This is a genomic window from Nocardia sp. NBC_00565 (assembly GCF_036345915.1).
In the GTDB taxonomy this organism is placed as follows: domain Bacteria; phylum Actinomycetota; class Actinomycetes; order Mycobacteriales; family Mycobacteriaceae; genus Nocardia.
In genome coordinates this window covers 158,376-172,726 of the sequence record NZ_CP107785.1, presented here as the reverse complement: position 1 = coordinate 172,726, position 14,351 = coordinate 158,376, and the positions used below count along the sequence as shown (strand labels likewise).

Here is a 14,351-nt window from a genome sequence, read left to right as displayed (position 1 = left end):
GATGCCTGGCTCTTTAGGGCGGGGAGGAAGCTGATTCTGTGTTGCGTGAGCGTGTCTGGTGGGGTCGCTTTCTTTCGTGGGCTCGGGTTGTTTCTGGTTGGTGATGTATTCGGCGATGATGGCGAGGGCGCTGCTCCTGCGGCGGCGGCGAAGTAGGACATTGACCAGAAGTGGTTGCCCCACAAGTATTTTGGGTGTGGTCGGGGAACTCTTGCCGTAGGTTTCGGGTGGAGACGCTCTTGAGGCTGTTGACCAGGGTGGACAGTTGCATGGTCGGCGGGTGGTGGATCAATGGGTGGAGGTTGTCGGTTTCTCTGTTGAACTCGGTCAACGTCGCGCCGAACTTGTCACACACCTCTGTCATGATCTGTTTTGCAGCGGGTGAGTATCGGGTCGGGGAGGGTGGGTTGTGAAGCGGATCGTTGTCGTCAAGCTCACTCCCACCCCGGAGCAGCATGTGGCGTTGAAAGCGACACTGAAGTTGTGTAATGCGGGGGCTAACATGGTCGCGCGGCTCGCACACACCGTTACCGATCATCGCCCGTTCGCGCTGCAGAAACACGTGTACGCCCAACTCAAAGCATCCGGGTTGTCGGCGCAACCGGCGATCCGGGTCATCAAGAAGGTCGCCGACGCGTATGCGACCCGGCAAGCGAACCTGACCAGCGGGAACTACGGCCCGCCGGGATCGAAACGGTATGCGAAAGTCGTTGGTAAGCCGATCAAGTTCCGTGAGGATGCGGGCCAACCGTTCGACGACCGCTGCCTGTCGTGGCAGATCGATCAGTCGACGGTGTCGATCTGGACCACGGCAGGGCGACTGCGGAGGGTCGGGTTCGTGTGCGCGCCATGGCAGTTGAAACTGCTGACCGCCCGTAAGGGTGAGTCGGATTTGGTCTTCCGCGACGGTCACTTCTACCTGCACGCAACCGTCGACACCGATACACCGGCCCCGCTGGTCCCGGCGGATGATCCCGCCGGGTGGCTGGGTGTGGATCTGGGGATCGTGAACCTCGCGGTGACCAGTGCCGATGACCCCACGAACCTCGATGCCCGCTGGTCCGGTGGTGCGGTCACCGCACGCCGCAAGAGGAACCAAACCTTGCGGGCCGCTTTGCAGAAGGTGGGGACCAAGTCCGCGAAACGGAAACTGAAGGCCCGGCGAAGGAAGGAAGCCCGGTACGTCACCGACGTCAACCATCAACTCTCGAAATCTGTTGTTGCCCAGGCACAACGCACCGGTCAGGGGATCGCGGTAGAAGATCTATCGGGTATCCGGGACCGGATACGGCTCGCCAAAGCGCAGCGGCAGCAACTACATTCCTGGGCGTTCGCGCAACTGCGTGACCAGATCACCTACAAGGCCCAAGCCGCGGGACTGCCCGTACAGGTGATCGACCCGCGTAACACCAGCAGAACCTGTCACCGCTGCGGGCACTGCAACCGGGCGAACAGACCCACCCAGGCAGTGTTCCGGTGCCGTAATTGTGGGTGGAGCGGTCACGCCGACCACAACGCCGCCCTCAACATCGCCGAACTCGGACATCACAGTTATCGGGCCGCCCAATCAACCGTGCCTAAAGCAGCCACCCCTCTAACAGCCAGTTAGAGCGTGAGCAGCAAACCCGCGTCCTTCAGGACCGGGTAGTTGATCCCTTGACGCACAGCACCTGATGCAGCGTCGCGACGATATCCACCAGATCGCTCTGTGCCGCGATCACTTCATCGATGTCCTTGTACGCGGCCGGGATCTCATCGACCACGCCCGCGTCCTTACGCGACTCCACCCCTTCGGTCTGCGCGATCAGATCGGCGACGGTGAACTGCTTCTTCGCCGCGTTCCGGCTCATCCGCCGCCCCGCACCGTGCGACGCCGACTGGAACGAGGCCGGATTTCCCTTGCCACGCACCACATATGAGCGGGTGCCCATCGAACCCGGGATCAACGCCAGGTCCCCCGCGCCCGCGCGCACCGCACCCTTGCGGGTCACCAGCATCGGCACGCCGTCGATCAGTTCCTCCGCCACATAGTTGTGATGGCACGATATCGGCTCGTCGAAACGCACCTCGCGCCCGGCGAATTCGTCGCGCACCGCACGGCATACCAGGCCCAGCATGACCGCGCGGTTGCGCGCGGCGTATTCCTGTGCCCAGGTCAGATCGCGCCGGTAGGCATCCATTTCCGGTGTGCCGGAAAGGAATACGGCCAGATCGCGATCGGGCAGATCCTGGTTGTGCGGTAGGGCCCGCGCGACGGTCATATGCCGCTCGGCGAGTTCCTTGCCGATATTGCGGCTACCGGAGTGCAGCAGGATCCAGACCGTGTCGTGCTCGTCCAGGCAGACCTCGATGAAGTGGTTGCCGGAGCCGAGCGAGCCGATCTGCTTGTGCGCCTTGGACTCCAGTGCCTGCACGCCCGGATTCAGCGAACCGAACGCGGACCAGAAGCGCTCCCAGCCGCTGTTGTGCCGGGCCAGCTCACCGTGCGAGGCGGCGAATTCCGCGCCCAACCTCACGACGTTCACCTCGTCCTTATGCGCCTGGAACCCGACCGGCACCGCCGCTTCGATGCGCGAGCGCAACGAATGCAGGTTGTCCGGCAGGTCGGCGGCGGTGAGATCGGTCTTGACGCTCTCCATGCCGCAGCCGATATCGACGCCGACGGCCGCGGGCGCGACGGCATCGCGCATCGCGATCACTGAGCCGACCGTGGCACCCTTGCCGAGGTGCACGTCGGGCATGACGCGGACGCCGTGGACCCACCGCAGTTGCGCGATATTTCGCAGTTGCCGCAGCGCAGCCTGCTCGATGTCGTGCTCGTTGGCCCACATGAGCGTCTGCGCCCTGGTGCCGCGCAGCTCGACGGGAAACATGGGAATGTCCTTCCTCGGTGTTGGTCTGTTCCCCCTCAACGCTAGTTACCCGGCCGGGCTATGCGCACTTAAATATTCGCGACGTCATGGCTGCGAGAAATCGCGCCGTCGGGGACGCGACCGGACGATCTTGCCGGGTTCGGCAACCGCTATCGTGCGGGGCGGAACTGTTCGGCGAATGAAAGCATGGTGAAGCTACGTGAGCACCCCTCAGGGTGGGTGGCCAGGTCCGCCAGCGGCGCCCCAGTCCACCAACCGGACTGTTGTCATTGTGGCGGTAGTCGCCGCGCTGCTGTTCGCTGTCGTTGGCGTGGTCGGCGTCGTTGTGGTGCAGAAGAGTCGCACGAACGTCATTTCGGGTGTCGCCACGGCGGTGACCGCGAGCTCGGGCACGACTCCGGCCGGCGTCACCGCCGCCGGCGCGGTCCGCGTCGGCGATTCGAATGCGAAGGTCGTCGTTCGCGTGGTCGCGGACCTGCAATGCCCCGCATGTAAACAATTCGAGAAACGCAACGCCAAGGTGCTCGAAGACGCCGCCGGGAACGGCACGGCAATCGAGTACGACGTCATCTCATTTCTGGATCGCACCTCCAGCACCCAGTACTCCTCGCGCGCCGCGAACGCATCGTATTGCGTTGCTGGACAAGACCATTCGAAATACCAGGGCTGGTTCGCCGCGATGTTCGAACAGCAGCCCGCCGAGGGTGGTAGTGGCCTGCCGGATAGCAAACTCATCGAGATCGCCAAGAGTGCGGGCTACACCGACCCGTCTGTCGCCCAATGCATTACTGACCGCAAATACGACACCTATCTCCGTGACAAGACCGAGCAGGTCCTCAGCGGCGACGTCAACGCGACCCCGACAGTCTTCGTCAACGGCAAGAAACTCGACTCCAGCCAGTTGTCCAACGGACTCGGCGCGGCCATCGCCGCCGCGCGCTAGCACGACAGTTGTATTTCGTTGTGCTGCAAGCGAGTTGGTTCTGGGGTAGTTTGGCGCGGGTGCTGGATGATGTTGTGGCCGAGGATGTTTCGGCTTGGCGAGTGGGTTTCGATGAGGTGTTCGCGCGGGTAGCGGGGGTGTTCTATCGGACTGAGCCGCGGCGGTGGGCGCGGGCGTATCTGACGGGGTTGTTGGCGCCGGTGGAGCGCAAGAACTCCTGGCAGTTGGCCGATGCCGCCGGCGTGGTGGAGCCGGACGGTTTGCAGCATTTCCTGAACAGGTCCAGGTGGAGTGCTGATGATCTGCGTGATCATGTGCGCTCGTATGTGGCCGAGTCATTGGCCTGCCCGGACGGTGTCCTGGTGCCGGATGAGACCGGGTTCGTCAAGAAGGGCACGAAGTCGGCCGGGGTTCAACGCCAGTATTCCGGCACCGCGGGCAGGGTGGAGAACAGTCAGCTGGGGGTGTTTTTGGCCTACTCCGGCCGCGCTGGGCGTGCGTTGATCGACCGGGAGCTGTATATACCCGAATCATGGATCAGCGACCGAGACCGCTGTAGCGAAGCGGGAATACCCGAAAAGCGTTGCAGTGAAGGTGTTTTGACCAAGCCGCGACTGGCCGAGGCCATGATCGAGCGGACACTGAGGGCCGGGGTGGTCGCGGGGTGGGTGGCCGCTGACTCCGCCTACGGCCGTGACGGGAAGTTCCGGGCATTCCTGGAGGCTCGTCGGATGTCCTATGTCCTCGAGGTGCCGGTCAAACAGACCGTCACCGATATCGACGGGCGTCGTCGGGTCGACACTCTCATCGGCCGTGCTCCCGCCGAGGCATGGCACCGGGTTTCGTGCGGACCTGGGGTTCGAGGCGAGCGCGTCTACGACTTCGCGTGGGCCACGCTGCCCGGCTTCGGTGACCTCCCGGCCGGGTTCGTGCGCACCCTACTCGCCCGGCGATCGGTCGAGGACCCCGCCGATATTGCCTACTACCTGTGCTTTCACCCCGACACCGTGACTCGTGAGCAGATCGTCGCCGTCGCTGGAGCCCGGTGGGCGATCGAGGAATGCTTCCAAGCCGCCAAAGACCAATGCGGCCTCGACCACTACCAGGTACGCCGATGGGACCCCTGGTACCGCCACATCACCCTGGCCATGCTCGCCCACGCCTTCCTCGCAGTCACCGCCGCCACCGACCCAAAAGCCCACGCGGGCTGGGCCCGATCACAGTCGCCGAAATCCGCCGTCTCCTGGCGATAGTGCTCCACCCAGCCCGCACCCTCACCCACGCACTCGCCGCCTCCCGCTGGCGCCGACGCCACCAAACCCGCGTCCGACAAACCAGATACCATCGACAACGACTGTGACACAACGAAATACAACTGTCGTGCTAGTACGCCAGCCCGATTTCGTGGCGCTCTGGGAGCGTCGGCTCGAGTCTCCATCCAGGGGAGACAGGCCCAACTCGCTCGGATGGTCGGTCAGGAAGCCGGTATGTCAGGTGATGAAACCGAGGACCGTTGAACGGCCGGAGTAGGAGGGGTGGGTGCGGGCCGCCACCGTCACGGCTGGGCGCCGTCACATACTCAGGCGACGCGCACACCGTCGAACGCGGAGTCATGGTGGTGTAGTTGGTATTTCGTCGCCGCGGCACCGGTGACCGACCTGTCCGGTCGGCGCTAGGATTACCCCCATACCCGCGAGGACCTGCGAGGAGCCAGTGATGGACCGAGAACATGCGCCGCATGCCGACGACATCATTACCGAGCTGGACGATCTGCGTGTCGATCTGGCCGGACGCCACCGAGCTACCGCCAGCGCCGGAGCGACCGTCGACTCCACGGTGGTCGATGCCGATATGAACGCCCTCGACCGCGACGGGTACGCCATTCTGCCGAACCTGATCACACCCGAGGAATGCGAACGCATACGCGTGGCGACTACGGCCCTGCTCGGCCGAACCGGTCGTAATACATTCGAAGGCAAGCGGACCCAGCGGGTGTACAGCCTGCTCGAGAAGACTCGTGCCTGCGACCGACTGCTCGACCATCCTCGCGTTCTGGCGCTGCTCGACCGGCTGTTCTTCCCGAACTACCTGCTCTCACAACTCCAAGTGATCAATATCCTCCCCGGTGAGCAGGCACAACTGCTGCACCACGACGATGGCTTCTATCCGATACCGAGACCCCGCCCCCCACTGAGCGCCGCGACGATGTGGGCAATAGACCCGTTCACCGATATCAATGGCGGCACAGTGATATTGCCCGGCAGCCACCAGTGGGATTCCGCGCGCCAGCCGGCCGAATCCGATGCCCGGGTAGTCACACAGATGCCCGCGGGCTCGTGTGTGTTCTATCTCGGAACGCTCTGGCACGGTGGCGGCGCGAACGATACGACAACTCCGCGGCTCGCCGTGACCGCACAGTATTGCGAGCCCTGGTTGCGGCCCCAGGAACCGTACACACTGTCGACCAGCCGAAACACGGCACGAACAGTCTCCGAAGACATCCGCCGTATGCTCGGCTACAGCATCCACCCGCCATTCATGGGCGCTGTCGACGGCATGCATCCGAAAAGGCTTCTCGAAACCCCAGATTCGGCCGACCACGTTCGTTCCACCAGCTCGCCCCAACGAGACACCGATGTCCGCCACCGGTGAGCCGCACATGGTGCCGAGCCGAATGCCGTGATCGAAACACCACTGCCGCTATGGTCGGACGGACTCCTCGGTCAGCTGCCGGGCGGGTGGATGCCCAGCCTTTGTCAGGGTGCGCTGGCAGGAAAGGTTTCCGTGCCCAGCCATTGACGGCCGCCGCCAGTCCGGTCCGCTCGGTGCTCGCCCACCCCGGCATCGCCCGCACAAACCTTGCGGCGCACTCGAAGTCGAACATCGTCAACCGTCTGGCGATGGCCCGCAAGATCACCGCGGCCCTCGACGCCGCCTGACGGATGCGAGGTCGGCGCAGTACAGCTGGTCGCAGGGTCCGCTCCGTCTGCGTGACATTTCCGAGATCATTTCGTAATGTATCGGTGACGTGTCCCCAACGATAGCCAGTAATCAACATTATGCCTGGTCAACACCGCAAACGTCCGGTAGGCCGCAAGCGCACTCCGCTAGCTGTGGTTGTGGCTGCGTGTGGCATCGCTGCCATTGTCGCAGTCGTGCTGTGGGTGGCGAGCCCGACCGCTCAGCATGCCGCGGTCCAAGCAGCCCCTGCCGCCGCGCCGTCGACGGTACGGCCGGCACCGGCAGCTGCGGCCGAGCAACTACGACCGTCGGACGAGGAATACATCAAACACCTACGCGTCCCGTGTTCGACCGAACTCGCCGGCACCCGACCGCATGTGGCACAGGTGGGCCACTTCCTCGGAAAGATGTTCGGGATCACCGACATCGGCGGTGCTTTGGGCCGTGGCAACGACGATCACGGCGCCGGCCTGGCAGTCGATTTGATGACATCTGATTCCGCACACGGCGATGCGATCGCCGAATTCGTGCTGGCCAATCAGCAGCGTTTCGGTGTGACCTACGTGATCTGGCAGCAGCGATACAACGACGGCAACGGCTGGTCGTACATGGAAGACAATGGGAGCCCGACCGCAAATCACTACGACCACGTGCACGTATCCTTCGCCGCGAATGCCCCTGATGTGGACCTACAGTGCTGACCGCCACCGCACGCTGAACCAAACGCCACCTATGTTCGTCGGTCCCGTGCGTGGCGTCGTGTGCGGTCCGCAGCAGCCGAACGCTGCCGCGGACCGTGCACCGTCTCAATAGTTTGGCTCGTGGGATCCCCAGCATCAGAACGGAACTGGCTCTGCGTCTGATCTGTAGCTCTCTGCCAGCCCCATAGGTCCACGGATGGAGGAACCAGAGTTTTCCTGAACACAGTGGAGACCGAATGCCAGCGCAGCGCTGGTCCACCACGGAATTCATGCGGCTGGGCAGGCTCAGACGGACGGCGGGCAGCAGTTCAACCGAGGATGGCGCCGCGACGCGATGCCTGGTCGATGACAGAGGATGAGATCGGCTGGGCGGTAGCGGTATACATCGGGACGATCGCTCGATGCCATCTCACGCGAGGCAGGCGTGTGGAACTTCGACTCGACATAGGGTGATGCCGTGGTGGTGCTTGTTGCCGTGGGGTTTGTTGTCGGGGGACTCGTCGTTGTGGGGGCGTTCGGCGGGCTGCATTGGTATCTGTGGCGGCGGCTCGTGCGGGATACGACGGCTCCGGGGTCGATCGCCCGTCGAGTGGGTACCGGGGTGGTCTTCGCGGGGCCGGTGCTGTTGATCGGTGCGTTCGTGGCCGAATCGGCTGGGATTCCGTTCCTGATCATCCAGATCATCGCCTGGCCCGGCTTCATGTGGGGCGCGCTGTTGATCTATCTCGTGCTGTGGCTGCTGGTGGGTGAGCTGGTCCGGCCGCTTTTCCGACGATGGATCGCCCGCGCGAACAGTCCCGCGACGATGGTCCCCGAGGACGTACTGGTTCCCGCGACCGAAGTATCCGACGCCGCGACGCGGGAACAGGAGCAGCGGCAACAGCCCGCGCCGGTTTCGCGGCGGCTCTTCGTTTCTCGTGCGGTGAGCGGTGCGGCGGCACTGGCGGCGGTGACCACAGTCGGCCATGGCACCTATGGAGTGTTGACCGGCCCGCGGGTGAAGCAGTTGACGGTGCCGCTGGCCAGTCTGCCGCGCGCCGCACACGGATTCCGGATCGCCGTGGTCAGCGATATTCATCTCGGTCCGATTCTGGGCCGCGGGTTCGCCGAGCGGGTGGTCGAGACGATCAACGGCACCCAGCCGGATCTCATTGCCGTGGTGGGTGATCTGGTCGACGGCAGCGTCGAACACCTGCGCTCAGCGGTCGAACCGCTGTCGCGGCTACACGCCCGTCACGGTGCCTACTTCGTCACCGGCAACCACGAATACTTCTCCGGCGCCGAGCAGTGGATCGAGCATGTGCAAGAACTCGGACTGCATCTGCTGGCGAACAGCCACACCGAACTGCCACATTTCGACCTCGCGGGCGTCAACGATCTTCAGGGTGTACGGCTCGGGCAGGGGCCGAATTTCGCCGCGGCGCTCGGAGACCGTGATCTCGCGCGTACCGCGATACTGCTGGCGCACCAGCCCGTGCAGATCCACGACGCGGTCGAGTTCGGCGTCGATCTGCAACTGTCCGGCCACACCCACGGCGGTCAGTTATGGCCGGGCAATTACCTTGCGGGCCTTGCCAGTCCGACCGTCGCAGGCCTGGAACGCTACGGCGACACCCAGCTCTACGTCACCCGTGGCGCGGGCGCATGGGGACCTCCAGTCCGTGTCGGCGCCCCGTCCGACATCACCGTGATCGAGCTCGCGTCGAAACAGGCGTGAGCCGGTAGTGCCTCATCAAGGAAGGTTGGCGCGGTAATCGGGGTGCAGCGCAGCTGCGGAACGTGTCAGGCCCGAGTGTCGAGGACAACGCGAAAGCGGGCCTGGCCGGACAGCATGCGCTCGTACGCCCTCGGTGCCTCCGAGAGCGGCATGACCTCGTTCATGGAGCGGATGCCGCGGCGGTGCGCCAACTGAAGGTTGTCCTCGTTCTCGATGGAGCTGCCGGTGAGCGAGCCGACGATGGAGCGGGTGCCGAAAATAAGGTCTGCGGTCGGAGTCTCGATGGGCTCCGGGCCTGCGCCGACAACGACCATGCGCCCGTTGGGGGCCAACCCGGCAACCAGCGGCGACATCGAAGCACCGTTGGCCGCGGTCGCGACGATGGCTGCCGCGCCGCCGAGGCCGCGCAGCGCGGCGGCGGGATCGGTCGCCACGCTGTCGATGTAATGGTCCGCGCCGAGCTGGGTGGCAAGACCGGCTTTCGCGCTGCCGCGCGCGATGGCCGCGACTCGGTACCCGAGCGTGGCGGCGTATTGAATGCCGAGGTGGCCCAGTCCGCCGATGCCCTGGATGGCGACCAGGGCGCCAGGCCGGGCGCCTGCACGCAGCAACGCGCTGTACACCGTGAGCCCGGCGCACAGCAGCGGCGCGACATCGAGCGGCTCCATGTTGTCGGGGATGCGGACAAGACCGCTGGCGCGCGCATAGGCAACCTCGGCGTATCCACCGTCGATGGTGGTACCGGTCAGCGGCTGATCGGCACAGTTGACGAAGTCGCCGCGGCGGCACGGCTCACACGCGTAGCAGGGGCCGTTGAGGAAGCCCACACCGACCCGATCGCCGATCCGCCAAGCGGTCACTCCCGGCCCGACGGCGTCGACGACGCCGACGATTTCGTGACCCGGAACAAGAGGTTTCGACGCGTCGGCGCGCAGGCCTTCCACGGCATTGACGTCGGTGTGGCAAACGCCGCAGGCCTGTACCCGCAGCCGCGCCGCACCAGGCAGCGGTTCCCTGCTCTCCCGTTCGACCTGCCGGAACTGCCGCTCACCAGTTACCTCGAACGCGCGATAGGTAGACACTTCGCCTCCCGTCCGTGCTGGCGTTTCATCGGTCGTGCACCGCCGCGCTACAGCGCGGCGGTGCACCCGTCGAACACACTGGCCGACCCCAGATCCACCGTGTTATATGGTAGCGAGAAATTCGCTACATCGCCGTCAGTATTGTTCACGGACCGCGAAAATCTGTCCCCGGCGTGACCGTAGCTTCACTTCCCTCCTGGCTCGCATTACTCGATCATCTTCGGCACCGGACTCGCCACGACCACACCGCTCCATCGAGGGCTTGCATAGCAGACCTTATAGATTGGAGAAAGAGCATGGCAAAAGTGACATATGACCAGGAGAGCACTGCACTTCTGGTGATCGATCCGTACAATGATTTCATTTCCGAGGGCGGAAAATTGTGGGATCGGGTGCGAGATGTTGCGGAAGCAAATAATTGCGTTCCTCATATGTTACAAGTCCTGAATGCTGCACGCGAGGCGGAACTTCGTGTTTTCTATGCGCTGCATCATAGATACCGGCCCGGAGATTACGAGACCTGGAAGTACATCGCCCCCACGCAGCAGGCGGCTTGGCGGCGAAAGACCTTCGAAAACGGCACGTGGGGTGGCGAGATCCGCCGCGAATTCCAACCTCGACCGGGCGATATCGTGGCACTCGAGCATTGGTGTTCCAGCGGATTCGCCAACACAGATTTGGATGTGCAGCTCAAAAAACATAGCATTCATGAAGTCATCGTCATCGGACTCAAAGCCAATACCTGCATAGAATCAACCATTCGCTTTGCCGCGGAGCTCGGCTACGGAGTCACAATGGTAAAAGACGCTACCGCAAGTTACTCGGATGAGGAAATGCACGCCGCTATCGACATCAATATCCCAAACTACGCTGATGCCATTGTGACCACGAATGAAGTCATCGGCTCGATCTCTTCTCTCTAGTTGCAGTCCCTGCCCGCACCCGGCGACGAGCCGACAAGCCTTGGTGGACACCGAAGCGGATGGTCCTGGATGAGCGCGCTGAGTCCTGAGGACCGGGCGCGGCTGGCCCGCGACATCGCCGACCTCGTCAGCCTCGGATTCATCAGTCCAGCGGTCGACCCAAAACTCCTGCCGGACAACGAGATTGGTAAGACGTTGTCACCAATGTCAGAGGGAAGGCCGTGGCCCGAACGGTAGCGCGAGCGACGCCACGATCTTGTGGAATTCCACGCTCCATGGCGAGGACAACGGCCGGTACGCGAAGCCCAGAAAGCTCTGAGTACACGAGGCCGGTGCGAGTGCGATCATCCACGCGAACAGAGTGAGCACGCGGGGATCGCGCCGGAGGTCGTGCGGGCTACCGGATCAACGGCTCAGGGGTTGCCACTGGCGGTCCTAGAGCCCACCGGCGAGGACACCACAGCCGGGCGGGAGCGCGAAGCGGCCCGCGGCCGAGAACGCCGCAGGGCGTGCGGCGACCGACCACCACGATCGGGATAGGTCAGCCTGCGTTTCCGGAACGCACGTTGTGCAGATGGCGGCCACACGGTCGATTCGCTATCGAAAATAAAGACACATAGCGAATATTTGGCTAACAACCGTTTCGAACCCGGCCGCATGAGTCACGATATGCACATGGACTCGAACACGCCAGCTCACAGACTTCTCGAGGAGGTCACCGCGCGGTATGGCTCGGCCGAGGCGTTCTTCGAAACCTTGGACAAACTGCGCATCGACCCGATCGCCGACACCATCGAGCTACCGCCCATGCCGGAACTGCACGGGCACGACTGAACCCGCGTCGATGGCTACCGGTCCCGCGCTACTGGCGCGCGTCCGGTAGCCGAAGCGTGGGCGGATCCGGCTCGATTCGTTTGGTGGCGCTCAGCTGGTCGTCCGGCGGTATGGGCCTGCGTGGCTCGCGCACACCCGCCGCGCCGCCACCGGCCTCGCCGGGGCCGCGCCCACCCCCGGCGGGCACGGCACCACGGCCGATCAATCGACGAATCGCGCGCATCAGCTTGGTCATCATCTCGCCAGTGTGCGCCTGTTCGCCCCGCTGGTCAGCGAAGTTCGCAACCGGCGAAGTCGCTGATCAGCGGGTCGCGGCCAGTAGCTCGACGATCTCGGCGGTGCTGCCGGTCTCGCCGAGGCGCGGAAATATCTTGGTGATGCTGTGCCGGTGTGCGTCGGCATCGGAATCGGTCATGGCGTCGGCCGCCAGCGTGACGTGATAGCCGTGTTCGTGCGCGGCGCGGGCGGTGGATTCGACGCCGATGCTGGTGGCGATCCCGGCGAGCACGATTTGGGTAATGCCGCGGCGGCGCAGTTGCAGGTCGAGGTCGGTGCCGTAGAAGGCGCCCCAGTTGCGCTTGGTGACATGGATGTCCTCGGGATGATCGGTCAGCTCGTCCACGATCCGGTCCCAGCCCTCGGGTGGATTGCCACCTGGGCGCCGAAATTCGTTGCGCCCCTTCAGCTGATCGGCGCCATCGGCGGCGAACGAGACCCGCACCAGCACGACCGGCAGGCCGTGCGCACGGAACGCGTGGGCGAGCGCGGCGGAGTTCTCGACGACCGCCGCGGCCGAATGTGGTTGGCACGAGATACCGACGACGCCGCGCTGCAGGTCGATGAGGACCAGAGCGGTGCGATCGTCGAGTGTGGTGACCGGCATGATCAAGCCTTTCTGAGATGAATTCACTTGGGGGTATAGGAGATTCAGACCGCGTCGCGCCCCACCCGCGCCAGCGAGCGATCCGCGAGGGTAACGATCACCAGCAGTACCGAGACAACGAGCAGCAGCACCGCCAACTCGTGTACACCGGCACTGTCCGCGGCGTACGGGAACACCGCGGCATTGGCCGCCGCGGCGATCAGCGCGCCGAGATACGTTCCGGTGCGCAGCAATCCGGCGGAGGAGGCCATCCGCGCCGGATCGGCCTGGTGGTACAGCGCGTTCTGATTGGCCAGGCCGTTGAGTCCCTGTGGCAGGCCGACCAGCGCGCCGAGCGCCACGAGCAGCCAGATCCCGGTGTGCGGACCGAGTAGCAACAGGCACGAACACGCCGCGACTTGCAGCAGCGCACCGGCGATGAGCTTGCCGCGCACCTGACTGCGCCGTCCGGTGATCGCGGTAATCGCGATGGCGCTCAACGACATCGGCAACAGCACCAGCCCGGCCACCGACGCGCTCAGCGACCGCCCCTCCTCCAGCCATTGCGTAAAGCCATAGAGGAAGGCATAAACCGTGACGAACGCGAGCACCTGACGACCATAGGTCGCCAGCAGCGGCGCATTACCACCGAGCACCCGCAGATCGATGAACGGCGCGGCGGCGCGCAACTCCCGCAGCACGAACAGCAGCCCGACCACACCGGCGATCACCAGCAGATACCAATGTGCGACAGCAGGTTTCATCAGAAACAGCATCGAGGAGACGAGCGCTCCCGCGAACAAGACCATGCCCGCGATATCCACCCCGCCGACCTGCCCGGCCCGCACGGCCGCGGGCAACGCGGCCAACTTGGGCAAGCTCATCCGCCCGAGCACCAAGCAGGCCAGCGACAGCGGCACATTGATGGTGAAGATCAGATGCCAACCGCCGACACCGATCAGCGCGCCGCCCAGCGTCGGCCCGACCACCACCATCACCTGATTGACGATCGACAACATCGCAAGCACACCAGCCGGGCTCTGCAAGCCGGTGCGCTCGGATTCGCTGCGCAACAAGAACATCGAGGCCGGATACGCGGCCGAGGTACCGAATCCCAGCAGCACCCTGGACAGAACCAGCACCCCTAGACCGGGCGCGAGCGCACCGAGCACGCCCGCGACTCCGACCAGCCCGGTGCCGATCAGATAGAGCACGCGCGGCCCGAATCGGTCGACCAGCCGCCCGACGACCGGCTGCCCGACCGCAGTGGCGAGGTACAGCGCGGAAACCAGCCAGATGGTTTCCGACGGCGGCGCACCGAACGCCTTCCCGATGGGCACCAATGCCACCGCCAGCATCGAGGAGTTGATCGGATTCAGGATCGAACCGAGGATCATCGGCGCGATCAGCTTGCGGTCGAATCCCGGTGTGCCAGTGGATAATCGCACCTGCTCG

The 14,351-nt window shown here is 64.3% G+C and carries 15 protein-coding genes; 9 read left to right on the top strand and 6 right to left on the bottom strand.

The genetic code is table 11. The annotated features are described in order from the left end of the window. Nucleotides 1–13 precede the first annotated feature (13 nt). Nucleotides 14–457: an IS200/IS605 family transposase gene (locus OG874_RS44585; RefSeq protein ID WP_442943256.1), complete on the bottom strand. Its 444-nt coding sequence runs from the start codon at nucleotides 455–457 to the stop codon at nucleotides 14–16. On the opposite strand from OG874_RS44585, the gene OG874_RS01140 reads away from it, so the two are divergent. Then, a complete protein-coding gene (locus tag OG874_RS01140) occupies nucleotides 410–1,609 on the top strand; it encodes an RNA-guided endonuclease InsQ/TnpB family protein (RefSeq protein WP_330253251.1) in 1,200 nt (399 codons plus the stop codon). The two genes, OG874_RS44585 and OG874_RS01140, sit on opposite strands and share 48 nt — an antisense overlap. A 25-nt stretch (nucleotides 1,610–1,634) precedes the next feature. Here the strand turns inward: OG874_RS01140 and OG874_RS01135 are convergent, their stop codons facing one another. Then, a complete protein-coding gene (locus tag OG874_RS01135; protein WP_330253250.1) occupies nucleotides 1,635–2,873 on the bottom strand; it encodes an RtcB family protein in 1,239 nt (412 codons plus the stop codon). Nucleotides 2,874–3,144: 271 nt separating this feature from the next. On the opposite strand from OG874_RS01135, the gene OG874_RS01130 reads away from it, so the two are divergent. The 6 genes from OG874_RS01130 (at nucleotide 3,145) to OG874_RS01105 (ending at nucleotide 9,195) form a co-directional block, all read left to right on the top strand. Continuing rightward, on the top strand, nucleotides 3,145–3,816 hold the full coding sequence (locus tag OG874_RS01130; RefSeq protein ID WP_330253249.1) for a DsbA family protein: 672 nt from the start codon (nucleotides 3,145–3,147) through the stop codon (nucleotides 3,814–3,816). Between the two features lie 74 nt (nucleotides 3,817–3,890). Further along, nucleotides 3,891–5,069: an IS701 family transposase gene (locus OG874_RS01125; RefSeq protein ID WP_442943482.1), complete on the top strand. Its 1,179-nt coding sequence runs from the start codon at nucleotides 3,891–3,893 to the stop codon at nucleotides 5,067–5,069. Nucleotides 5,070–5,532: 463 nt separating this feature from the next. Continuing rightward, nucleotides 5,533–6,468: a phytanoyl-CoA dioxygenase family protein gene (locus OG874_RS01120; RefSeq protein ID WP_330253248.1), complete on the top strand. Its 936-nt coding sequence runs from the start codon at nucleotides 5,533–5,535 to the stop codon at nucleotides 6,466–6,468. Nucleotides 6,469–6,611: 143 nt separating this feature from the next. Next, on the top strand, nucleotides 6,612–6,755 hold the full coding sequence (locus OG874_RS01115; RefSeq protein WP_330253247.1) for a hypothetical protein: 144 nt from the start codon (nucleotides 6,612–6,614) through the stop codon (nucleotides 6,753–6,755). 120 nt (nucleotides 6,756–6,875) lie between these two features. Continuing rightward, nucleotides 6,876–7,478 (top strand): hypothetical protein, encoded by a 603-nt coding sequence (locus tag OG874_RS01110; protein WP_442943254.1) that lies wholly within the window; start codon nucleotides 6,876–6,878, stop codon nucleotides 7,476–7,478. 457 nt (nucleotides 7,479–7,935) lie between these two features. Then, nucleotides 7,936–9,195 carry a metallophosphoesterase gene (locus OG874_RS01105; RefSeq protein ID WP_330253245.1) on the top strand — a complete coding sequence of 420 codons (1,260 nt, stop codon included), beginning with the start codon at nucleotides 7,936–7,938 and terminating at the stop codon, nucleotides 9,193–9,195. A 65-nt stretch (nucleotides 9,196–9,260) separates the two neighbouring features. Here OG874_RS01105 and OG874_RS01100 read toward each other — a convergent pair whose 3' ends face one another. Beyond that, on the bottom strand, nucleotides 9,261–10,277 hold the full coding sequence (locus OG874_RS01100; RefSeq protein WP_330253244.1) for an alcohol dehydrogenase catalytic domain-containing protein: 1,017 nt from the start codon (nucleotides 10,275–10,277) through the stop codon (nucleotides 9,261–9,263). 296 nt (nucleotides 10,278–10,573) lie between these two features. Between OG874_RS01100 and OG874_RS01095 the strand changes: the two genes are divergently transcribed. Then, nucleotides 10,574–11,200, top strand: a complete 627-nt coding sequence (locus OG874_RS01095; RefSeq protein ID WP_330253243.1) for an isochorismatase family cysteine hydrolase — start codon at nucleotides 10,574–10,576, stop codon at nucleotides 11,198–11,200. A gap of 675 nt (nucleotides 11,201–11,875) precedes the next feature. Beyond that, nucleotides 11,876–12,034, top strand: a complete 159-nt coding sequence (locus OG874_RS01090) for a hypothetical protein (RefSeq protein ID WP_330253242.1) — start codon at nucleotides 11,876–11,878, stop codon at nucleotides 12,032–12,034. Between the two features lie 28 nt (nucleotides 12,035–12,062). On the opposite strand, the gene OG874_RS01085 is transcribed toward OG874_RS01090, so the two are convergent. The 3 genes from OG874_RS01085 to OG874_RS01075 all read right to left on the bottom strand — a co-directional run bounded on the left by OG874_RS01085 (nucleotide 12,063) and on the right by OG874_RS01075 (nucleotide 14,344). Next, nucleotides 12,063–12,272 (bottom strand): hypothetical protein, encoded by a 210-nt coding sequence (locus OG874_RS01085; protein ID WP_330253241.1) that lies wholly within the window; start codon nucleotides 12,270–12,272, stop codon nucleotides 12,063–12,065. Nucleotides 12,273–12,335: 63 nt separating this feature from the next. Then, nucleotides 12,336–12,917 (bottom strand): hydrolase, encoded by a 582-nt coding sequence (locus OG874_RS01080; protein WP_330253240.1) that lies wholly within the window; start codon nucleotides 12,915–12,917, stop codon nucleotides 12,336–12,338. A 44-nt stretch (nucleotides 12,918–12,961) separates the two neighbouring features. Beyond that, nucleotides 12,962–14,344: an MFS transporter gene (locus OG874_RS01075; protein WP_330253239.1), complete on the bottom strand. Its 1,383-nt coding sequence runs from the start codon at nucleotides 14,342–14,344 to the stop codon at nucleotides 12,962–12,964. Nucleotides 14,345–14,351: the final 7 nt, after the last annotated feature.

Bases quoted from the DNA above. Each gene is read 5' to 3' on its own strand.
- OG874_RS44585 (WP_442943256.1), bottom strand. From the start codon at position 457: ATGCTGCTCCGGGGTGGGAGTGAGCTTGACGACAACGATCCGCTTCAC.
- OG874_RS01135 (WP_330253250.1), bottom strand. From the start codon at position 2,873: ATGTTTCCCGTCGAGCTGCGCGGCACCAGGGCGCAGACGCTCATGTGG.
- OG874_RS01120 (WP_330253248.1), top strand. From the start codon at position 5,533: ATGGACCGAGAACATGCGCCGCATGCCGACGACATCATTACCGAGCTG.
- OG874_RS01110 (WP_442943254.1), top strand. From the start codon at position 6,876: ATGCCTGGTCAACACCGCAAACGTCCGGTAGGCCGCAAGCGCACTCCG.
- OG874_RS01095 (WP_330253243.1), top strand. From the start codon at position 10,574: ATGGCAAAAGTGACATATGACCAGGAGAGCACTGCACTTCTGGTGATC.
- OG874_RS01090 (WP_330253242.1), top strand. From the start codon at position 11,876: ATGGACTCGAACACGCCAGCTCACAGACTTCTCGAGGAGGTCACCGCG.
- OG874_RS01085 (WP_330253241.1), bottom strand. From the start codon at position 12,272: ATGATGACCAAGCTGATGCGCGCGATTCGTCGATTGATCGGCCGTGGT.
- OG874_RS01080 (WP_330253240.1), bottom strand. From the start codon at position 12,917: ATGCCGGTCACCACACTCGACGATCGCACCGCTCTGGTCCTCATCGAC.